Raw genomic sequence first — 19,824 nt, forward strand, 5'->3', positions numbered from 1 at the left:
CAGGCACCCGACATGCTCGGCTGGACGTGCCCCGCCCCGCTGCGCGACCAGCCGCGTGTGGTGATGGGGCACGGCGGGGGCGGTGCCCTCTCCGCCGAACTGGTCGAGCACATCTTCGCCCCCGCCTTCGGCGGCCCCGCGCTCTCGGTCACCACCGACGCCGCGACCGTCGAACTCGGCGGCGCCCGGCTGGCCTTCTCCACCGACTCCTTCGTCGTGCGCCCCCTCTTCTTCCCCGGGGGCAGCATCGGCGACCTGGCCGTCAACGGCACGGTGAACGACCTCGCCATGAGCGGGGCCCGCGCCGCCTACCTCTCCTGCGGCTTCATCCTGGAGGAGGGGGTCGAGACCGGCGTCGTGTCCCGCGTGGCGAACGCGCTCGGCGCGGCGGCCCGCGCCGCGGGCGTGCAGGTGGCCACCGGCGACACCAAGGTGGTGGAGGCCGGCCACGGCGACGGTGTCTACATCAACACCTCCGGCATCGGTCTGATCCCGCCCGGTGTCGACCTCCGGCCGCAGCGCGTCGTACCCGGCGACGTGGTGATCGTCAGCGGGCCCGTCGGCGTCCACGGCGTGGCGATCATGAGCGTCCGCGAGGGTCTGGAGTTCGGGGTCGAGATCGAGAGCGACTGCGCGGCGCTCGGCGGCCTGGTCGAGGCGATGCTCGCGGTCACGCCGGACCTGCACGTGCTGCGTGACCCCACGCGCGGGGGCCTCGCCGCCTCGCTCAACGAGATCGCGGCCGCCTCGGGCACCGGCATCGTCCTCCAGGAGCGGGACGTTCCCGTCCCCGCCCCCGTGGCCAACGCCTGCGCGGTGCTCGGTCTCGACCCGATGTACGTGGCGAACGAGGGGAAGCTGGTGGCCTTCGTCCCGCGTGCGCAGGCCGATGCCGTGCTCGCCGCGATGCGGGCGCACCCGCTGGGCGCGGGGGCGGCCGTGATCGGCGAGGCCGTCGAGGCGCATCCGGGCATGGTGGTCGCGCGTACCGGCCTCGGTGGTACGCGCGTGGTGGACATGCCGCTCGGTGAGCAGCTGCCGCGGATCTGCTGAGCGTCAGCCCCGGGCGCCGCGGCGGCGGTCGCGGGCGGTGTCGAGGGTCCATGTGTGGGTGCAGTTCGGGCACTGCAGATGGACCTTGGGCCCCTTGTTGGCTATCAGGTAGCGCCAGTGCTCCGAGCAGTTGCGCCGCTCCGCGCAGGTCGCGCAGTCCCGGGCGTCGTCGCAGCCCGGGCAGGCGACCCAGGCGCGGCGGGCCCGGTCGGCGTGGGGGTCAATGGGAAGCCGCACGGCCCGGCTCCTGTCCCGGCAGCACACCCGCCGCCACCAGCATCGTGTGGATCCGCTTCTGCTCCTCGTCCAGGCCCGAGTACAGCAGGTCGTGCGCGGCCTGCTCCTCCCGCAGGACGGCCACCGGGTCCCAGTCGGGCCCCAGGGCCGCCACGACCTCGGCCCGCCGGCGGGCCTCCTCGATGGTGAGGTCGATGGTGAAGGTGACGTGGTCGGGATCGGTGCCCTGGTTCATGGGAGCGCTTTCGATGGTGCTTTCGGCGGAATGCGAACGGGTTCCGCCACGTGTACCAGAGGCGGCGCCGGGTGCGGAAGGGCGGACATCACCTCCTGGGTTCGTCGGCGTGTGGCGGCGGGGGCACGAGAATCGGCCGATACCGCCACGGATCGCGCCATGGGGAGGGTGCAGGCCGCCGAAAGCCGCTCGTAGGGGCCCGCCATGCTTCCGGCCACTGTGGCGCATCTCACGCAAAACCGGTCACACCCGGCAGGGCGTCCCCGCCGTCGCGGCGGGTCTCAGAGGGTGGACCGGGCTGTGGGACGGCCGTGGGGTGCCCCACCCCTGAACTGCCCCCGCCCGCTGAGCCGTTGGCCCCCGGAGCCCTCTTGTCCGAATCCCCGGTACCGGTTGGATCATCGTTGTAGTGTCCGCGCCATGACTACGGAAACCACCGACGCGGAGTGCCTCGCCCTTACGCGGAATCTGCGTCGCCGAGGCGCGATCGTGCTCGCCGTCTTCGCCCTGGTGTGGGCCTTCGCGGCCGGCTCGGGCATAGCGGCCGTACCGGTGTCGGTCGCCGTCGGCGTCCTCGCGGCCGCCGTGACGGCCGGCGCGGTGGTGGTGGCCTTCCGCGGTACCGCGCGTCCCGTGACGCGTCTCGTCTCGCTGCCGGAGAGGTGGAACAAGGGGGTCGGCCTGGTCAACCTGGCCGAGCTGGTGGCGATCTTCGTGGTGATCGCGGCGTCGAACGCGTCGGGCCACCCCGAATTCATCCCGGTCGGCATCTGCCTCGTCGTGGGGCTGCACTTCTTCCCGCTGGCCCGTCTCTTCGACCAGGGGCAGTACACGTGGACCGCGATCTTCCTGACGGCGGTCGCGCTCGTGGGGCTCGCCGTCCTGGCGGCCGGAACCACGGCGGAGACGATCCGTACGGTGGTGGGCCTGGGCGCGGCGCTCGTCCTGTGGGCCTCGTCCTTCCACGTCGCCCTGCGCGGCTGACGGGAGGTTCCGGCGCCGAGCCGCCGCGCGGTGACGGGGCGGACGGCCTCGTCCTGGAGACCACCGATGAGTTTCCCGGTGATCCGCGGTCATAGATCATGGTGGGTGGGCGTCGCGCCGTGCAGGTGGCGGGCGCGTGCCGACCGCATCAGCGAAGAAGCCGACGAGACACCGAGGAACCCACGATGCGTACCCTGATCAGCACCGCTTTCATCTCGCTCGACGGCGTCGTGGAGGCCCCGGGCGGCGAGCCCGGCTACCGGAACTCCGGATGGACGTTCAAGGACATCGAGTTCCTCCCCGAGGCGTACGAGATCAAGGGCCGGGAGCAGGAGGAGGCGAGCGCGCTGATGCTGGGCCGGACCAGCTACGAGTCGTTCAGCCCCGTGTGGCCCGACATCGAGGACTTCGCCGGCTACAAGGTGATGCCGAAGTACGTCGTCTCCACCACGCTCACCGAGGACGCCCTGGTGTCGAACTGGGGCGAGACCACGATCCTGCGCTCGCTCGACGAGGTCGCCGCGCTGAAGAAGACCGAGGGCGGCCCGATCATCGTCCACGGCAGCGCGTCCCTGAACCAGGCCCTGTCGGACGCCGGCCTGATCGACCGCTACCACCTTCTCGTCTTCCCGCTCCTGCTCGGCGCGGGCAAGCGGCTGTTCAGCGCCACGGACAAGGACGCCCAGAAGCTGAAGCTGGTCGAGCACGAGGCCTACGCCAACGGCCTGCAGAAGAACGTGTTCGACGTCGTCCGCTGACGAGGCCTCCCGCCCGGCGCCGCAAGCGCCGGGCAAGGGCTCCCGACGTTCTGTCGGAACCGGCACCGGCCGTGCACCGGACTACGGCCGCGAGCGCCACGGCGGGCCGTGCTTGCGGCGGTGCTCCTCCAGACGGTCCTGCTGCGACCGGCGGCGCATGCCCGCACTGAACATCGTGCCGCCGACGAGCACGAAGGCGCCGCCGGTGATCCCCAGGCCGACGGGGTCCAGGGAGCGGTCGTCGGTCGCCTCGATCCAGGGTTCCAGGCCACCGAGCGGGTCCTTGAAGAGAACGACCCGTCGGCCCTCGGCGAAGTCGCCGTGGCAGTTCTGGATGTCTCCGAGCTCGGCGCTCTCGCCCGCACTGTCGACCACGTGACAGACGTGGCGTACGTCGCCCTTGGAGTTGGTGCGTTCACCGGCGTCGACCACCACGGCGTCGACCCGCTCGCCGAGCAGCTTCGCGTACGACTCGTACAGGTTGGACCCCGCGAACACCCCCAGCGCGAGGGTCCCGAAGCCCACGATGATCGCGGCGCCCGCACGGTTCCAGTTCGACCCCGCCACGCCCGCCCCGAGGCCGGCCGCGGCGAGCACGACGAGGACGCCGACGTACAACATTCCGTACGGGTACTGGGAGAGGAACCCGCCCACCGTGGCCGCGACCGGGACGAGCGCGGCCCAGAACAGCGTGTTCCGCGTCCGTCGGGGCCCGCGCGGGATGCCCTCCCAGGAACTCTTCATCCGTGCGGCCGTGCGTGTCTCGTCCATGGCGTTCCCCCTTGTCTGCGCCGGTGGACCTCGCGCCCACCCTACGCAGGAGTGGCCTGAGGTCGGGCCAGAGGGCCAGCAGCGTCTGCACGACGACCGGGGCTCCCACACCGACGACGTCCCGGTCCGCCGCCGAGCGGCCGGCCGGGACGTCGGGGTTCACCGGGGTCAGGCGAGGTCGAACCGGTCGAGGTTCATCACCTTGTCCCACGCCGCCACGAAGTCGCGTACGAACTTCTCTCCCGCGTCCTCCGCCGCGTAGACCTCGGCCAGCGCCCGCAGTTGGGAGTGCGAGCCGAAGACCAGGTCGACGGCGGTCGCCGTCCACCTGGTCTCGCCCGTGGCGCGGTCGCGGCCCTCGAAGACGTTCTCCTTCGTCGTCGATGCCTTCCACTCCGTGCCCATGTCGAGCAGGTTGACGAAGAAGTCGGTGGTCAGCGCCTCCGGCCGGTCGGTGAACACCCCGTGCGGGGACTGCTGGAAGCCGGTGTTCAGCGCCCGCATGCCGCCGGTCAGCACCGTCATCTCCGGAGCGGTCAGCGTCAGCAGATTGGCGCGGTCAAGGAGCAGCGTCTCCGGGGACAGCTTCTCGCCGGCCCGCAGGTAGTTGCGGAAGCCGTCGGCCCTGGGTTCGAGCACGGCGAACGACTCCACGTCCGTCTGCTCCTGCGAGGCGTCCGTGCGCCCCGGTGCGAACGGGACCGTGACGGCGTGGCCGGCGTTCTTCGCGGCCTGCTCGACGGCCGCACAGCCTCCCAGCACGATCAGGTCGGCGAGCGAGATCCTCTTCCCGCCGGACTGCGCGCCGTTGAAGTCCTGCCGGATCTGCTCCAGGGTCCTTACGGCCTCGGCCACCTCGGGCTGGTCGTTGACCTCCCAGTCCTTCTGCGGCGCGAGCCGGATCCGCGCCCCGTTGGCTCCGCCGCGCTTGTCGGTCCCGCGGAAGCTCGACGCCGACGCCCAGGCGGTGGTGACCAGCTGGGGGACGGAGAGGCCCGAGGCGAGGATCCTGCTCTTGAGGTCCGCGACGTCCGCGTCGGCGACCAGCTCGTGGTCGACCGCGGGAACAGGGTCCTGCCACAGCTGGGGTTCGGGGATCCACGGGCCGAGGTACCGCGAGACGGGCCCCATGTCGCGGTGCAGCAGCTTGTACCACGCCTTGGCGAACGCGTCCGCGAGCTGGTCCGGGTTCTCGTGGAAGCGCTTCGCGATCGGGGCGTAGACCGGGTCCAGCTTCAGCGAGAGGTCCGTCGTCAGCATCATGGGGGCGTGCCGCTTCGACGGATCGTGGGCGTCGGGCACCGTGCCCTGCGCCGAGGGATCCTTGGGCGTCCACTGCTTCGCACCCGCCGGGCTCGTGGTCAGCTCCCAGTCGTACGCGAAGAGGTTGTCCAGATACCCGTTGTCCCACTTCGTGGGCTCGGTGGTCCACGCGCCTTCGAGCCCGCTGGTGAGCGAGTCGGCGCCGCAGCCGGTGCCGTGCGTGTTCCGCCAGCCGATGCCCTGCTGTTCGAGGGGGGCGGCCTCGGGCTCCGGACCGATGTACGAGGGGTCGACCGCGCCGTGGCACTTGCCGAACGTGTGGCCGCCGATGATGAGCGCGGCCGTCTCCTCGTCGTTCATCGCCATGCGCGCGAACGTCTCGCGAATGTCCCGGGCGGCGGCGATAGGATCCGGATTTCCGTTGGGCCCCTCCGGATTGACGTAGATGAGTCCCATCTGCACGGCGCCGAACGGTCCGGAGAGCTCCCTGTCGCCGCTGTAGCGCTCGTCTCCGAGCCAGGTGTCCTCGGGCCCCCAGAAGATCTCCTCGGGCTCCCAGATGTCCTCCCGCCCGAAACCGAATCCGAAGGTCTTGAACCCCATCGATTCCATGGCGCAGTTGCCGGCGAAGACCAGAAGATCGGCCCAGGAGATCTTCCGGCCGTATTTCCGCTTCACCGGCCAGAGGAGACGGCGTGCCTTGTCGAGGCTCGCGTTGTCCGGCCAGCTGTTGAGCGGGGCGAAACGCTGAGCGCCGGAGCCGCCGCCGCCCCTGCCGTCCTCGATGCGGTACGTCCCGGCCGCGTGCCAGCTCATCCGGATGAAGAGCGGGCCGTAGTGGCCGTAGTCCGCGGGCCACCAGTCCTGCGACGCCGTCATCACCTCGAAGACGTCACGCTTCAGCGCCTCGACGTCGAGGTTCGCGAACTCCTCCGCGTAGTCGAAGTCCTCGTCCATGGGATTCGCCTGGGCGGAGTGCTGGTGGAGGACCTGGAGGTCCAGCTGATTCGGCCACCAGTCGAGATTCGTCCTGGGCCGTTCCGGCGCCGGGGTGGGGGCGGGGATTACCGGGTTCTCGCTTTCGCTGCCGGACACGTCCGTCCTTCTTCCTGTAGCGGTGTTTCCTACGGGTGGCGTCCGTATGGTCGCGTAACTGGGACCGCACCGCACGGGAACACGCAGAGCATCCCCGCGTAAGGCGCGCGAGAAAGGCCGCCTTCATCGCGAGGAAAGCCGACTTCACGAACTGCGTGCATATCGAATGAATGACGTACGGACGCGACCGGTCGACGGCTTCGGTGGTTGGGCCGCCCGGGGAGTGGGACGCTAAGGGGGTGGGGGCCCGTGCCGACGAGACTCGGGAGGGCCGAATGGGCCGTGATGTCCCGGCGCAGGAGTTCACCCGTGACGACCGCCGCCGGTTCCGGAACAAGATGCACTCGTGCCTCGACGTGTTCGCACGGATGCTGCGGGAGTCGCGCTTCGACTTCGAGCGGCCACAGGTCGGTCTGGAGATCGAGCTGAACCTCGTGGACGGAGCCGGCGAGCCCGCGATGCGCAGCACGGACGTCCTGGACGCGATCGCCGATCCCTCCTGGGCGACCGAGCTGGGCCGGTTCAATCTGGAGATCAACATCGAGCCCCGGCGGCTGAACGAGGGCGGGCCCGACTCCTGGGAACAGGAGATCCGCGACGCGCTCAACCACGCCGAGGAGAAGGCGGCGGCGATCGGCGCCCACCTCGTCATGGTCGGCATCCTGCCGACGCTGGAGCTGAAGGACGCGGGCCCGGACTCGCTGTCCGAGAATCCGCGGTACAACCTGCTGAACGAACAGATCTTCTCCGCGCGGGGCGAGGACCTGCTGATCTCCGTGGACGGCGTGGAGAGACTGCGGACCTACGCGGAGACGATCACGCCGGAGGCGGCCTGCACCAGCACCCAGTTCCACCTGCAGGTGTCGCCGGACGAGTTCGCGGAGTACTGGAACGCCGCGCAGGCGGTCGCCGGGGTGCAGGTGGCCCTGGCGGCGAACTCCCCGTTCCTGTTCTCCAAGGAGCTCTGGCGCGAGACGCGCATCCCGCTCTTCGAGCAGGCCACCGACACCCGGCCCGAAGAGATCAAGGTGCAGGGCGTGCGGCCGCGGGTGTGGTTCGGCGAGCGGTGGATCACCTCCGTCTTCGACCTCTTCGAGGAGAACACGCGGTACTTCCCGGCGCTGCTGCCGCTCTGCGACGACGAGGACCCCGAGGACACCCTCGACGCGGGCGGGATCCCGAACCTGGCGGAACTCACCCTGCACAACGGCACCGTCTACCGCTGGAACCGCCCCGTCTACGCCGTCGTCGACGGCGTACCGCATCTGCGGGTGGAGAACCGGGTGCTGCCCGCCGGCCCCACGGTCGCCGACGTGCTGTCGAACGGCGCCTTCTACTACGGGCTGGTCCGGGCCCTGGTCGACGAGGACCGGCCCGTCTGGACGCGGATGTCGTTCGCGGCGGCGGAGGACAACCTGCACGCCGCCGCCCGGCACGGCATCGACGCCCAGCTGTACTGGCCCGGCATGGGCGAGGTCCCGGTGACCGAGCTGGTGCTGCGACGGCTGCTGCCGCTCGCGGACCGCGGCCTGGAGCGACTGGGCCTGGACACCGCCTGGCGTGAGCCACTCCTCGGAATCATCGAGCAGCGGTGCGTCACCGGACGCAACGGCGCGGTGTGGCAGTCCGAGATGTTCCACCACATCCAGGACATCTCCCACGCGGACCGCCACCAGGCGCTGAGGCGCATGACCCAGCAGTACATCGAGTACATGCATCTGAACGCTCCGGCGCACACCTGGCCCGTGGACTGATGCCCGCCCTCGGAGAGCCGACGACCGGAGGTCCCGGCGAGGTGGCGCGCTCGGAGTGGCTCCTCCTGCCCGGCGAACGCGGCAACGGCGCGACCCGCCTCGACAGCCGCCGCCCGGACGGGAAGGCCTGGTCCGAGGGGAACCAGGCACGGCCCCTGGTGGACGGTGCCACGTACTTCGGGGAGCTGCTCGCCGCCGTCCGCCGGATGCGCTCGGGCGACCTGCTGCTCTTCACCGACTGGCGCGGCGATCCCGACGAGAGGCTCGCCGGGCCGGGGACCGAGATCGGCGACGTCCTGTGCCGAGCCGCCCGGCGCCGCGTCGTCGTCAAGGGGCTGCTGTGGCGGTCCCACCTGGACAGTCTCCGGTTCAGCGAGGAGGAGAACCGCCACCTCGGCGAGGAGATCGAGGAGGCGGGCGGCGAGTGCCTGCTCGACATGCGGGTACGGCCCGGAGGCTCCCACCACCAGAAGCTGGTGGTGCTGCGCCACCCCGGCCGCCCCGAACTGGACGTGGCCTACGTCGGGGGCATCGACCTCTGCCACAACAGGAACGACGACGCCACCCACCGAGGCGACCGCCAGTCCCTGCCCATGGCGGCCGCCTACGGGCCGCACCCGCCGTGGCACGACGTCCAGCTCGCCCTGCGCGGCCCCGTCGTCGGCGACGTCGAAGCCGTCTTCCGTGAACGGTGGGAGGACCCCTCCCCGCTCAGCCGCAGCCCGGCCACCCGTCTGCGCCAGCTGGCGCACCGGGAGGACACCGACGCCGGCAGGCTGCCGCCGCAGGCCCCCGATCCGGCCCCGTGCGGCACGCATACCGTGCAACTGCTGCGCACGTACCCGAACCGGCTGTTCAACGGCTACCCCTTCGCACCCGACGGAGAGCGGAGCATCGCGCGCGGGTACCTCAAGGCGCTGCGACGAGCCCGTGCGCTGATCTACGTGGAGGACCAGTACCTGTGGTCCCCGAGGGTGGTGGCCTCCTTCGCCCGCGCCCTGGCCCAGAACCCAGGGCTGCGGATGATCGGGGTGATCCCCTCGGTCCCGGAGCAGGACGGCCGGCTGACCCTGCCCATGAACCTGATCGGGCGGATCGCGGCCCTGGACGAGCTGCGGCGCGCCGGCGGCGGCCGGGTCGCGGTGTACGGGCTGGAGAACCAGGCCGGGACGCCCGTCTACGTGCATGCCAAGGTGTGCGTCATCGACGACATGTGGGCCTCCGTGGGCTCCGACAACATCAACCTCCGGTCGTGGACCCACGACTCGGAACTCAGCTGCGCCGTCGTCGACGAGAGTCCTGACCCCCGGCCGCCGCGCGACCCCGGAGGCCTCGGGGACGGCGCGCGCGTCTTCGCCCGCGAGCTGCGCCTCGGGCTGATGCGGGAGCACCTGGACGTCGAAGCGGGCTCACGGCGGCAGTCGGCCGTGTCGGAGGCCCTGTGCGACCCCGAGGTCGCCTTCCGGGCCTTCACGCAGGCTGCCGCAGCCCTGGACACCTGGCACGACCGCGGGCGCCGTGGACCGCGGCCGGCGGGCCGCCTGCGCCGCTACGTCCCCCCGGACCTGCCCAGGACGCGGCGGGCTCTGGCGACGCCCCTGCACCACGTTCTCGTCGATCCGGACGGCCGTCCGCTGAGCATGCGGAGCCGTGGGGCGTTCTGAACCGTGGTCACTCGTCTGTCGCGGCGGGATCCAACGGAACGCCGTTGCTCCGCAGCACCTCCCGGACGTCGAGGATCAGGGGGAACACCTCGTGGTTCCGGTCCTCTCCCTGCTCGTCCCAGGCCCGCTGCTCCGCCTCCACCGCCATGCGGTCCTGCGCGAACACCCGCTCGGTGAAACGGCGGATGAACGGCCACGCGACATCGAGAGCCCCCGGGATGGGCGGCTTCGCGATCATCAGGAGCCCGTACGCGTGATTGGTGCGCTGCTCGGCGTCCTCCGGAACGTAGGCGACCCAGAGGGAGAACGCCGGAAGTTCGGAGTCCGTGGGAACCGCTTGAAGCGTCTGGTACGGGTACTGGGTGCGTACGGTGATGACATCGGGGGAGTCCGCGCCGCTGATCCCCTCGGCGGAGAGCAGCCCGGCGCCGCGGTCCTTCCGTCCGCCGCCGGGCACGAAGAGATAGCGGGCCTCGACGAACTGCGGTCCGGTGTCGTACCCCAGCAGCTCGGGCCGGATCTTGCCCAGGACCCCCCGGTGGAGAAACTGGTGGTTCATGTCGAGCAGATTCTCGTGCATGAACGTGTAGTGACACTTCACGGTGCGCGAGAACATCATCGTCTTGTGCCGGGGCGAGTCGAATTCCGGCAGCTCCGGCAGTGATACCAGAGGCGCCTTCTCCGGGTCTCCCGGAAAGACGAACACCAGGCCGTACACCTCGCGGACCGGATAGGCGCGCACGCCCCTGGGCGGCCTGTCGACTCCCTTGGGGAGATAGGGGATCTGGGAGATGTGGCCGTTTCCGCGGTAGGCCCACGCGTGATAGCAGCATCGGAGCACCTCGCCCTCCACGACGCCCAGGCTCAGCGGCACCTGGCGATGCGCGCACCGGTCTTCCAGGGCGAAGACCTTCCCACTGGCGCCGCGGTACAACGCGATCCGCTCGCCCGCGAACACGGCGGCGAACGTCTTTCCCTTGCGGACGTCCCGCGACCGGGCGACCGGGTACCAGAAATCCGGATGGATTCCGATCCTCCGGAGGTCCGGGACGGTCCGGGAGTTCTCAGCGGCCGTACGCGGCCCTGGTCGCGCCTCGGTCATCCATCACTCCCTCGCCAGGCAGGCCTCTGCTGCGGAACGTGCGGAACGCGAAAGCCGCCGGGCGCTCCCGTACCTCCTTCTGGTTCCCGTATGTCGTACGGATGAGGCTCCCCCTGGCGGGTGACAGCGCCTGAACGGGGCGGGGCGCGTGGGGCCGTACGGGTGCTCAGCCCCCGCCTGCCGCGCCGTCACCGCCTCCCCGCCGGAGATCCGCGTCGGTGAGTTCCTCCAGCTCGCCGTGGGTGTCCAGCCAGTAGAGGAGGACGACCGCCGGTACGACGAGCACCAGGGCCACCAGGGTGACGATCGCCAGCCACGTCAGCGTGCCGGACGCGCCCGCGGCATCGGCCACGCTCAGCGAGGTGGGGACGAGATAGGGGCGCTGGGCCATGCCCCAGGCGATGACGGCGGACGCGACGACCCCGACCGCCGTGACGCGCATCCAGGTGCCCGGTGTCCGCAGGAGCAGCCAGGCCGTGGCGCAGGCGGCCACCCCCGCCACGACGACGAAGAGCAGCCCCAGGCCGTGGGTGAGCCCGTGCCAAACGTACGGGGAGTCGTCGTGCGTGACGAACCCGGTGACCACCGCCAGGACGGTGAGCACCGCGAGACTGCCCAGCGCCCGCCGCCTGAAGTAGCCGACGAGGTCGGGGGCCTCGAACCGGCGGGCATCCCCCGTGAGGAAGACCGCGCCGAGGAAGGCCGTCGTCGCGACGGCGACCAGCCCGAACGTGAGCGAGGTGGGGTTGGCCCAGGCGTCCGTCGAGGCTTCCGTGCCCGGCGCCACGCGTCCCGACGCGACCCCGCCGACCGCGGCGCCGAGGAAGAACGGCGTGACGACCGAGGAGACGGCGAACACGGCACCGTACAGCCGCCGGCCGGTGAGCCGCCGGGACGGCTTGCGGAACGCGAAGCCGCCGCCGCGCAGGACCAGGCCCAGGGCGGCCAGCGCGAGGGGCAGCCACATCGCGGAGAACACGGTCTGGAACAGGAGGGGGAAGCCTGTCCACATGACGACGAGGACGAAGATCAGCCAGACGTTGTTGACCTCCCACACGGGGGCCATGGCGTGGTCGATGAGCCACCGCGGACGCCGGCCCCGCTCGGCGCCGCCGGCCGTCAGGTCCCAGAAACCGGCGCCGTAGTCGGTTCCGCCCGCGCTTGCGTACGCGGCCACGGCGAGGAGCAGGACGACGGCGATGAGGTCGCTCATGGCCGGCCGTCCTCGGACCGGGCCGTCCCGCCGGCGTCGCCCGCGGGCAGGGGCACCCGGGGCCCGTACGGGGTGTCCTCCTCCGGCGCGTGCGCGGTGCCTCCCGCGGCCCGCTCCTCGTCGGCGAGGCGCCAGCGGGTGCGCATCTTCAGCAGGATGACGAGGAAGGAGCCGAAGAGGAACACGTACACCGCCATCACCACGCCGAGCATGATCCACAGCGTCGTGGAGCGGGTCGAGGTCACCGCCTCGGCGACCCGCATGTTCTCGTAGACGATCCAGGGCTGGCGTCCCACCTCGGCGGCGACCCAGCCGCACTCGACGGCCACGACGGAGCCGGCCCCGGCGCAGGCGGCGGCCCGGTAGAACCACCGGGAGGCGGGAAGCCTTCGGTGCCGCAGCCAGACCAGCCCGTACCAGAGGGCGAGCAGGACCAGCGCGGATCCGATGAAGACCATGGCGTCGAAGGCCCAGTGGGCGATGGTCGCCTGAGTGGCCGTCGGACGCTGGTCGGCCGGGACGGAGGTCAGTCCCACCACCTTCGTGTCCGGGCTGAATCCGGCGAGGACGGAGTCGAGCAGCGGGATCTTGATTCCGCCCTTGACGGTCCCGTCCTCCTGGAGCCGTCCGAAGAGGTACTCAGGTACCCGCGTGTCGGTCTCCCAGACGATCTCCAGCGCGGCGAACTTCACCGGCTGCTCGTGGAAGACCGACCGGGCGAGGGAGTCGCCCAGGACGAACTGCACCGGGGTGGCGATCGCGGCGATGGTGAACGGGACGGCGAACCCGAGCCGGTGGTAGTGGTCCCGGCGGCCCCGCAGCCAGCCCACGGCGTAGACGCCGGCCACCATGAAGCCCGCGGTGAGGATCATCGCGACCACGAAGTGCCAGTACTGCGGCCCGAAGATCGGGGTGAAGATCACCTTCCGGACGTTCACGTCGACCGGGTTGCCCGCGGAGTCGAGGGAGAAGCCGCGCGGCGTGTTCATCCAGGAGTTGGCGGCCAGGATGCCGAACGCCCCCATCAGCGCCGCGGCCGGGAGCGGCAGCGCGAGCAGGAAGTGCGTACGGGGCTTCAGCCGCCGCCATCCGTACAGGTAGATGGCGATGAGGACGGCCTCCAGGAAGAACGCCCAGGCCTCGACCCCGAATCCGATGCCGAAGACATCACCCCACCGGCCCATCAGGCCGGGCCAGAGCAGGCCGAACTCGAAGGAGAGCACCGTGCCGGTGACGATGCCCAGCGCGAACTGCACCGCCATGACGGCCGACCAGCGCCGCGCCAGGAGCAGGGCCGCGGCGTCCTTGCGACGCAGCCCGCGGTAGTGCATGACCAGGGTGATGAAAGGGAAGGCCACGCCCAGCGGCACCAGGATGATGTGGGACGCCAGGGTGAAGGCCATGAGTTCCCGGGCCGGCAGCAGTTGGGCCGGGGCATCCGCCAGCAGGTGGAACGAGGTGGGCATACACGCCTTCGCTGTTCGTGACGTCCGGGAGAGGGTCAGCCGCCGGTGGCGAAGCCGGGGAAGAGGGTCATTCCGCCGTCGACGTACAGGGTGGTCCCCACCACGTAGTCCATGAGGTCGGAGGCGAGCGCGACGACGGCGTGGGCGATGTCCTCGGGGTCGCCGATCCGGTCGTACGGGATGAGCTTCAGAAGGTCCTCGCTGGCCTCGGGGGTGTCCCAGGCGTCGCGGTTGATCGGGGTCCTGATCGCGCCCGGTGCGATCGCGTTCACCCGGATCTTCTCCGGCGCGAGCTCCTGGGCCAGGGTCTGCATCATCATCTGCACACCGCCCTTGGAGGACGCGTAGTTGACGTGGCCGGCCCAGGGGATGATCTGGTGCACGGAACTCATGCAGACGATCTTCCCGGCGGAGCGGGACACCTCGGGGACGACCCCGCGGCGCCGGAACTCCTTGGTCGCCTCCCGGGCGCACAGGAACTGGCCGGTGAGGTTGACGTCGATGACCTTCTGCCATTGGGCGAGGGTCATGTCCGTGAACCGGGCGTCGCGCTGCAACCCCGCGTTGGCGACCAGGATGTCGATGGTCCCGAACTCCTCGACCATCCGGTCCGTCATGGCCGTGACCTGGGCCTCGTCGGAGACGTCCGCCTCGTAGGCGGCCGCGCGCACGCCGAACGAGACGATCTCGTCGACCACCTCCTGGGCGGCCTCGCGCCCCGCCACGTAGTTCACGACCACATCCGCGCCGGCTCGGCCCAGGCCGATGGCCGTGGCCTTGCCGATGCCCGAGTTGGCCCCTGTGACCAGGGCCTTCTGACCCCGCAGCAGGCGTGCCGGGATCACACCCTGCTGTGCTTCCGCGGTGGAATCCATGACTCCCTGCCTCCTTGCCCGGCGGCCCTGTGGCCGCCCCGCCCGGCTGCACCGGCCGGTCCGGAGGTCACGGAATCACCGGACGGGACGGACGGCCCGCAACGGGAACCGGCATTGGGCCGTTGGGCCGCGCATCTTCGTCCGATCGGAGGACCGGCGGGCCGCAATGGGCCCGCACGGCGCGGGCCTCAGCCCAGCCGGGCCAGGAGGTGGTCGCCGACCCGCAGGGCGTTGGCGATGGCCGTCAGGGACGGGTTCACCGCGCCGATGCTCGGGAAGAAGCTCGTGTCGACGACGTAGAGGTTGTCCAGGTCGTGGGCCTTGCAGTCCACGTCCAGCGCGGAGGCGGCCGGGTCGGTCCCGAAGCGCACGGTGCCCGCCTGATGCGCGGTCGCGCCGATCGGCATGCCCTTGTGCAGGTAGATGCTGTGGGAGAGCAGATGGTGCTCGTGCATGCCCAGGTGGCCGAGCATCCCCTGAAGCTTGTGCCGCAGCCGGCGCAGGCCCTCGGTGTTGTTCGTCTCGTCGAGAGCGAGATGGATCCGCCCGTCGGCGTCGAGGGTGACCCGGTTGTCGGCCAGCGGCAGGTCCTCACCGCACAGCCAGAAGTCGACGGCGTGGTGCGCCAGGACCTCGAACGGCATGTCCGGCGTCACCGCGCCCGCCCACCGCGGGGCCTCGCCGTGGATCTGCTCGGCGTCCGACTTGCCCAGCATCTGGATGCCGCCCAACGGGAAGTCCCAGTCGTCCGCCCCGAGGTACCAGTCGTGCAGGGCCAGGGTCTTCTGGAACTGGGTGTCGTTGGGCTCCTTCGACACCGCCATCAGGGCCGCGTTGTTGTGCCGCATGTAGAACCGGCCGACCACGTCGGAGCTGTTCGCGAGTCCGCGGGGGTGGTGCTCGTTCGCCGAGGCGAGCAGCAGTGCCGCGGAGTTGACCGCCCCGCAGGAGACGACCACCACGTCGGCCGTGTACCGGACCTCCGAACCGTCGGGGAGCCGGCCGACGACGGCGCTGACACTGCGCCCGGTCGCGTCCGTCTCCAGCCGGACCACCTGCGTGTCCGTGACCATCTCGACGTTGGGGTGCCGTAGCGCGGGCTCCACGCAGATCACCTCGGCGTCGGACTTGCCCCGCACCAGACACGGGAAGCCGTCCACCCGGTTGCAGCGGATGCAGACACTGGAGTGGGTGGCCCTCCCTCCCTCCCCCTGGCTGAGATCGACGCCGATCGGCAGGTGGAAGGGGTGCAGACCCCGCTTCTCGAGGTCGTCGCTCAGCTGCTGGATGCGCGGCTCGTGCTCCACGGGCGGGTGGGCGTACTGCGCGCTCACCGGGCCCTCGCCGGGGTCCTCCCCATGGCGGCCGTGGACGAGGAAGAGGTGCTCGGCCTGCGTGTAGTACGGCTCCAGGTCCTCGTACCGCAGCGGCCAGGCCGGCGAGAGGCCGCCGTGGTGGCGGAGTTCGCCGAAGTCCTCGGGCCGCAGCCGGAAGAGGGCGGCGCCGTAGAACTTGGTGTTGCCGCCGACGTAGTAGTTCACCTCGGGCGGGAACTCGTTGCCTTCGCGGTCGATCCAGAACTCGGGTGCCCGGTACTTCCCCCGGACGAAGACGGCGGTCGAGTCCCAGTTGTCCCGCTCGCGCGGCAGGTAGTTGCCGCGTTCGACGAGGAGGACGCGTTTGCCGGAGGGGGCGAGGCGATGGGCGAGGGTGCCGCCTCCCGCACCGGTACCGATGATGACGACGTCGTAGTGAGGGGCGTCGCCCACGGCGACCACCGTCCTTGTGATCACGGGCCCTGACGGGCGTCGGGCCCTGTCTCCCCGCCGCTGCGGGGGCCGGGTGGTCCCACCCGTTCGAACGTATCCGGCCTCCCGTCGAACGGCGACCGGAGGGACGGCCGCCGGGCCGGAACAGCCGCGTCACAGCACCGCGATCGGGTTCACCGGCGAGCCCGTGGCTCCGGGCAGCCGCAGCGGGGCGACCACGCACAGGAAGCTCCAGCGCCCCGCCCGCGCGCAGGCCGGGACCAGCTCCTCGAACCGCAGGTAGTCCATGAGGTGGATGCCCATGGCATGGATGGCCAGGACGTGGACGGGGAAGGCGATGCCCTCCACCGCGCTGGGCGCACTGTCGTTGTTGCCGTCGCCGCCCAGGACGGCGACCTGCCGCGCGGCCAGGAAGTCCAGGGCGTCGGGGTGGAGGCCGGCCCGGGCCGTGGCCGCGTTCCACGGTCCCAGTCGCGTACGGCGGAGGCGGTGCCCCACCCGGACGAACAGCAGGTCCCCGGGGCCCACCCGGACCCCTTGCGCGGTCTCGGCGGCCGTCAGGTCGTCCGCCGTCACCTGGTCGCCCGGCTCCAGCCAGGGCACGCCCCGCAGCCGGGGGATGTCCAGGAGCACGCCCCGGCCGACGATGCCGTTCCCGACCAGGCCCACGGAGAGCGCACGGGCGCCCTCGGCCGTCACGCTGGTCGCGGGCACCCCGCCGTACAGCTCGCCGTCGAACACCACGTGGCAGAGAGCGTCGAGATGGCTGTCCGCGTCCCCGTGCACGTTCATGGCGAAGCGGTCGGTGGCGAAGTGCAGCCCCTCGGCGCGGAGGTCGCCCGGGCCGGGGCCGGTCATCCGGTGCACCGCGGGCTCGGGGTCGTCCGGGCCCGCCACGGTCTCGATCGGAGCGGACAGCGACACGGTGTGTCCGAGGCGGACCTCCGCGACGGCCGCCACCACACGGTCGGGCGTCAGATGGCAGAGCGCGCCCCGTGCCTCGTCGTCGCCCGCCGACCGCGCCGCCTCGCGCCGCAGCCGCTCGTAGAGCGCCCGGAACTGGTGCGCGGTCAGACGGGGAACGGCCGGGTTCACGGGGCGTCCTCCAGGGCCCGCTCGGGACGGCCGTCGCCGGCCGTCAGTCCCTCACCGGCCGGGGGGAGACGCACAGCGCCCAGATGATGACGGCGTCGAGCGCGATGAACAGCAGCGCCCAGCCGGGCGTGTAGGGCAGCCACAGGAAGTTGGCGATCATGCTGAGACCCGCCAGCACCACACCCACGACCCTGGCCCAGGTGGCACCGGTGAACAGGGCGACGCCGGTGAGCGCGATCACGATGCCGAGAATGAGATGGATCCAGCCCCAGCCGGTGAGGTTCAGCTCGTAGACGTAGTTGCGGGTGGCGAGGAAGACATCGTCCTTGGCGATGGCCGAGATGCCGCCCAGCAGCGTCATGATGCCGCTGAAGAGCATGATGACGGCGGCGAACACCAGCCAGCCGCTGCTGTGTGCCGCCCCTTTTCCACCGGGCTCGCTCACGTGTGTGGTCATGACAGGTTCCTCCCTGTCGGGTTGCCTGCCCGCCGGCCACGTCGGTGCGGCGAGTCGGATATCTCCAATCTGGCCCCGCGACTCCCCCGCCGCACGTCGACGACACGAGCCGGTCCGCTCCGCCGCGGTGCGCCGCGCCGCGGCGGATGCGCGCGGCCCGACCGGAGTTCGACCGGAGTTCGACCCTCCACAACCCGTCGCCCGTGTCAGGAACCGTTTTCGGGCGTTTGGCACTCATGATCCATGGGTTCCGGAGTCGGCACGCGCCGTGGCCGGGTCGTCCGGAGCCCGACGGCACACCGCAGCCCGCGTGCCGTGTCGAACGAGTCGAGGAATCAACGTGCCCCTGTCGTCGCATCGACGTCTGACCATCAGCGCCACCCTGGTCGCCGCGCTGGCCGCCGGTGTCCTCCCCGCCGCAGGCGCGGTCGCCGCGCCCAGCACCTCCGACGCCGCCGCCGCAGCAGCGGCAGGCGTCCGTCGCCCCGCGCCCGCCCCCGACATGGACGGCGTGGCCGCCGCGCTGAACGCCGCCATGGGCAAGGGCGCTCCGGGTGCGATGGCCCGCTTCACCGGCCCCGGCGGCATCAGGACGAAGACCCTCGGAGTCCGCGACCGTGTCTCGGGCGCGCCCATGGACACCGCGGCGCGCTTCCGGATCGGCAGCGTCAGCAAGACCTTCTCCTCCGTGGTCCTTCTCCAGCTCGTGGACGAGGGCAAGCTGGAGCTGGACGCGCCCGTGAACCGCTATCTGCCCGGGCTGCTGCCCGACGACCGGATCACGGTGCGCCATCTGCTCACCCACCGCAGCGGCCTGGCGGACTACACCGACAAGATGTTCAACCAGACCGTGCCCGGCTTCGAGGCCGTACGGAACCGGGTGTTCAGCTACAAGGAGCTGGTGACCCTCTCCCTGAGCGAGCCGCGCACCACCCAGCCCGGGGTGGCGTACAAGTACTCGAACACGAACTTCGTGGTCGTCGGCATGCTCATCGAGAAGGCCACCGGCAGCCCGGTGGCCAAGGAGTACCAGAACCGCATCATCCAGCCGCTGGGGCTGCGGAACACCTCGTACGTGCACCCCGCCACCAAGATCGACGGTCTGCACGCGCGCGGCTACCTGCACCCCGACGAGGCCGGCTCGCCGCTCGTGGACTCCACGGAGCAGACCGTGTCCTGGGCGCAGTCGGCGGGGGCGTTCATCTCCAACCCGGAGGACCTGAACACCTTCACGACCGCCCTGATGCGGGGCAGGCTCCTGTCGTCGCGCATGCTGGAGGCCATGACCACGGTCACCCCGACCGACGCCACCAACACCCGCTTCTACGGCCTCGGTCTGCGCCGCTACGACCTGTCGTGCGGGACGCAGATCTTCGGCCACACGGGCACCGTGCAGGGCTACTACACCTACGCCTTCGCCACGCGTGACGGCCGGCGCAGCCTCGCCGCGATGGCGAACACGTCGAACCGGGGCGAGGCCAACACCGCGCTGGGCGGGACGCTGGAGGCCGCGTTCTGCGGCAAGAAGCCGGCCACGGCGAAGTCCGCGTCGCCGAGCGCGGGTGACTTCTCGACCCTCCCGGCGGAACAGGACCTGCCCGAGAACCGCTGAACGGCGCACCTGACGCACGGCGGACGGAAGTGAGAGGCGGGGCCATCGGTCGAACGGACCGGTGGTCCCGTCCCGTGTCCGCCCCCGGTCTCGGTCCCGTCCCGTGTCCGGCCCCGCCACCGGGCCCCGGTTCCGGCCTCGGCCCCGGTCCCGACGGGGATACCGCCCCGACCGCGGGCCACGGCCCCCACTTCCACGCGCGGCGCGGCCCCGCCCGCGCCGCAGTTCGCGGGCGGGGCCGGGCGCGATCCCCCTCGGGGGCCACTACGAGGACCGCGTACCGACACACTGCCACCGGCCGTCCCCGTGCGACAGGGTCGTGCACGAAAGAACCGCCGGCATATTCCGCTCCGATCGGACCCAGGCGCGGCCCGGGCCGGCTCCGCGCTCCCGGCGTTCTCACACCGCATGCCCGGCAGGT

General features: G+C 71.2%; 17 protein-coding genes. 6 read left to right on the plus strand and 11 right to left on the minus strand.

The window, feature by feature from the left end; translation table 11 throughout:
* The first annotated feature begins 12 nt into the window (after window positions 1-12).
* Window positions 13-1,053, plus strand: coding sequence for a hydrogenase expression/formation protein HypE (gene hypE, locus M5362_RS12495; protein ID WP_260227642.1), 1,041 nt, complete (start codon window positions 13-15; stop codon window positions 1,051-1,053).
* Window positions 1,054-1,056: 3 nt separating this feature from the next.
* Here hypE and M5362_RS12500 read toward each other — a convergent pair whose 3' ends face one another.
* Together M5362_RS12500 and M5362_RS12505 are read right to left on the minus strand one after the other, a co-directional pair.
* On the minus strand, window positions 1,057-1,290 hold the full coding sequence (locus tag M5362_RS12500; RefSeq protein WP_260227531.1) for a hypothetical protein: 234 nt from the start codon (window positions 1,288-1,290) through the stop codon (window positions 1,057-1,059).
* Window positions 1,274-1,525 (minus strand): DUF6400 family protein, encoded by a 252-nt coding sequence (locus M5362_RS12505; RefSeq protein ID WP_260227532.1) that lies wholly within the window; start codon window positions 1,523-1,525, stop codon window positions 1,274-1,276. Before M5362_RS12505 ends, M5362_RS12500 begins: the two co-directional genes overlap by 17 nt.
* Before the next feature lie 420 nt (window positions 1,526-1,945).
* Here M5362_RS12505 and M5362_RS12510 point away from each other — a divergent pair, with 420 nt between their 5' ends.
* Both M5362_RS12510 and M5362_RS12515 read left to right on the plus strand, forming a co-directional pair.
* A complete protein-coding gene (locus M5362_RS12510; RefSeq protein WP_260227533.1) occupies window positions 1,946-2,509 on the plus strand; it encodes a hypothetical protein in 564 nt (187 codons plus the stop codon).
* Between the two features lie 185 nt (window positions 2,510-2,694).
* Window positions 2,695-3,267: a dihydrofolate reductase family protein gene (locus M5362_RS12515; RefSeq protein ID WP_260227534.1), complete on the plus strand. Its 573-nt coding sequence runs from the start codon at window positions 2,695-2,697 to the stop codon at window positions 3,265-3,267.
* 81 nt (window positions 3,268-3,348) lie between these two features.
* Here M5362_RS12515 and M5362_RS12520 read toward each other — a convergent pair whose 3' ends face one another.
* Entirely contained in the window at window positions 3,349-4,038 is a 690-nt protein-coding gene (locus tag M5362_RS12520; protein ID WP_260227535.1) for a hypothetical protein, read from the minus strand.
* A 168-nt stretch (window positions 4,039-4,206) separates the two neighbouring features.
* On the minus strand, window positions 4,207-6,396 hold the full coding sequence (gene katG / locus M5362_RS12525; RefSeq protein ID WP_260227536.1) for a catalase/peroxidase HPI: 2,190 nt from the start codon (window positions 6,394-6,396) through the stop codon (window positions 4,207-4,209).
* A gap of 275 nt (window positions 6,397-6,671) precedes the next feature.
* On the opposite strand from katG, the gene M5362_RS12530 reads away from it, so the two are divergent.
* Both M5362_RS12530 and M5362_RS12535 read left to right on the plus strand, forming a co-directional pair.
* Window positions 6,672-8,150, plus strand: a complete 1,479-nt coding sequence (locus M5362_RS12530; protein WP_260227537.1) for a glutamate--cysteine ligase — start codon at window positions 6,672-6,674, stop codon at window positions 8,148-8,150.
* Window positions 8,150-9,814, plus strand: coding sequence for a phospholipase D family protein (locus M5362_RS12535; protein WP_260227538.1), 1,665 nt, complete (start codon window positions 8,150-8,152; stop codon window positions 9,812-9,814). Before M5362_RS12530 ends, M5362_RS12535 begins: the two co-directional genes overlap by 1 nt.
* Window positions 9,815-9,821: 7 nt before the next feature.
* Here M5362_RS12535 and M5362_RS12540 read toward each other — a convergent pair whose 3' ends face one another.
* The 7 genes from M5362_RS12540 to M5362_RS12570 form a co-directional block, all read right to left on the minus strand.
* On the minus strand, window positions 9,822-10,916 hold the full coding sequence (locus M5362_RS12540; protein WP_260227539.1) for an aromatic ring-hydroxylating dioxygenase subunit alpha: 1,095 nt from the start codon (window positions 10,914-10,916) through the stop codon (window positions 9,822-9,824).
* A 166-nt stretch (window positions 10,917-11,082) separates the two neighbouring features.
* Window positions 11,083-12,129, minus strand: coding sequence for a cytochrome d ubiquinol oxidase subunit II (locus M5362_RS12545; protein ID WP_260227540.1), 1,047 nt, complete (start codon window positions 12,127-12,129; stop codon window positions 11,083-11,085).
* Complete coding sequence (locus M5362_RS12550; protein WP_260227541.1) at window positions 12,126-13,595, minus strand: cytochrome ubiquinol oxidase subunit I; 1,470 nt, start codon at window positions 13,593-13,595, stop codon at window positions 12,126-12,128. Before M5362_RS12550 ends, M5362_RS12545 begins: the two co-directional genes overlap by 4 nt.
* A gap of 35 nt (window positions 13,596-13,630) precedes the next feature.
* Window positions 13,631-14,470 (minus strand): SDR family oxidoreductase, encoded by an 840-nt coding sequence (locus M5362_RS12555; RefSeq protein ID WP_260227542.1) that lies wholly within the window; start codon window positions 14,468-14,470, stop codon window positions 13,631-13,633.
* A 188-nt stretch (window positions 14,471-14,658) separates the two neighbouring features.
* Window positions 14,659-16,239 (minus strand): GMC oxidoreductase, encoded by a 1,581-nt coding sequence (locus M5362_RS12560; protein ID WP_260227543.1) that lies wholly within the window; start codon window positions 16,237-16,239, stop codon window positions 14,659-14,661.
* A gap of 153 nt (window positions 16,240-16,392) precedes the next feature.
* A complete protein-coding gene (locus M5362_RS12565) occupies window positions 16,393-17,313 on the minus strand; it encodes a cyclase family protein (RefSeq protein WP_260227643.1) in 921 nt (306 codons plus the stop codon).
* Between the two features lie 64 nt (window positions 17,314-17,377).
* On the minus strand, window positions 17,378-17,791 hold the full coding sequence (locus tag M5362_RS12570) for a hypothetical protein (protein WP_260227544.1): 414 nt from the start codon (window positions 17,789-17,791) through the stop codon (window positions 17,378-17,380).
* Between the two features lie 340 nt (window positions 17,792-18,131).
* Between M5362_RS12570 and M5362_RS12575 the strand changes: the two genes are divergently transcribed.
* A complete protein-coding gene (locus M5362_RS12575) occupies window positions 18,132-19,403 on the plus strand; it encodes a serine hydrolase (protein ID WP_260227545.1) in 1,272 nt (423 codons plus the stop codon).
* Window positions 19,404-19,824: the final 421 nt, after the last annotated feature.

This window comes from Streptomyces sp. Je 1-79, assembly GCF_025195125.1.
Classification (GTDB): Bacteria; Actinomycetota; Actinomycetes; order Streptomycetales; family Streptomycetaceae; genus Streptomyces.

What these genes read in the sequence shown, in the direction of transcription:
- M5362_RS12515 (WP_260227534.1), top strand. Translation starts at nt 2,695, where the DNA reads ATGCGTACCCTGATCAGCACCGCTTTCATCTCGCTCGACGGCGTCGTG.
- M5362_RS12540 (WP_260227539.1), bottom strand. Translation starts at nt 10,916, where the DNA reads ATGACCGAGGCGCGACCAGGGCCGCGTACGGCCGCTGAGAACTCCCGG.
- M5362_RS12530 (WP_260227537.1), top strand. Translation starts at nt 6,672, where the DNA reads ATGGGCCGTGATGTCCCGGCGCAGGAGTTCACCCGTGACGACCGCCGC.
- M5362_RS12505 (WP_260227532.1), bottom strand. Translation starts at nt 1,525, where the DNA reads ATGAACCAGGGCACCGATCCCGACCACGTCACCTTCACCATCGACCTC.
- M5362_RS12555 (WP_260227542.1), bottom strand. Translation starts at nt 14,470, where the DNA reads ATGGATTCCACCGCGGAAGCACAGCAGGGTGTGATCCCGGCACGCCTG.
- M5362_RS12520 (WP_260227535.1), bottom strand. Translation starts at nt 4,038, where the DNA reads ATGGACGAGACACGCACGGCCGCACGGATGAAGAGTTCCTGGGAGGGC.
- M5362_RS12550 (WP_260227541.1), bottom strand. Translation starts at nt 13,595, where the DNA reads ATGCCCACCTCGTTCCACCTGCTGGCGGATGCCCCGGCCCAACTGCTG.
- hypE (WP_260227642.1), top strand. Translation starts at nt 13, where the DNA reads ATGCTCGGCTGGACGTGCCCCGCCCCGCTGCGCGACCAGCCGCGTGTG.
- M5362_RS12545 (WP_260227540.1), bottom strand. Translation starts at nt 12,129, where the DNA reads ATGAGCGACCTCATCGCCGTCGTCCTGCTCCTCGCCGTGGCCGCGTAC.
- M5362_RS12510 (WP_260227533.1), top strand. Translation starts at nt 1,946, where the DNA reads ATGACTACGGAAACCACCGACGCGGAGTGCCTCGCCCTTACGCGGAAT.
- M5362_RS12535 (WP_260227538.1), top strand. Translation starts at nt 8,150, where the DNA reads ATGCCCGCCCTCGGAGAGCCGACGACCGGAGGTCCCGGCGAGGTGGCG.
- M5362_RS12570 (WP_260227544.1), bottom strand. Translation starts at nt 17,791, where the DNA reads ATGACCACACACGTGAGCGAGCCCGGTGGAAAAGGGGCGGCACACAGC.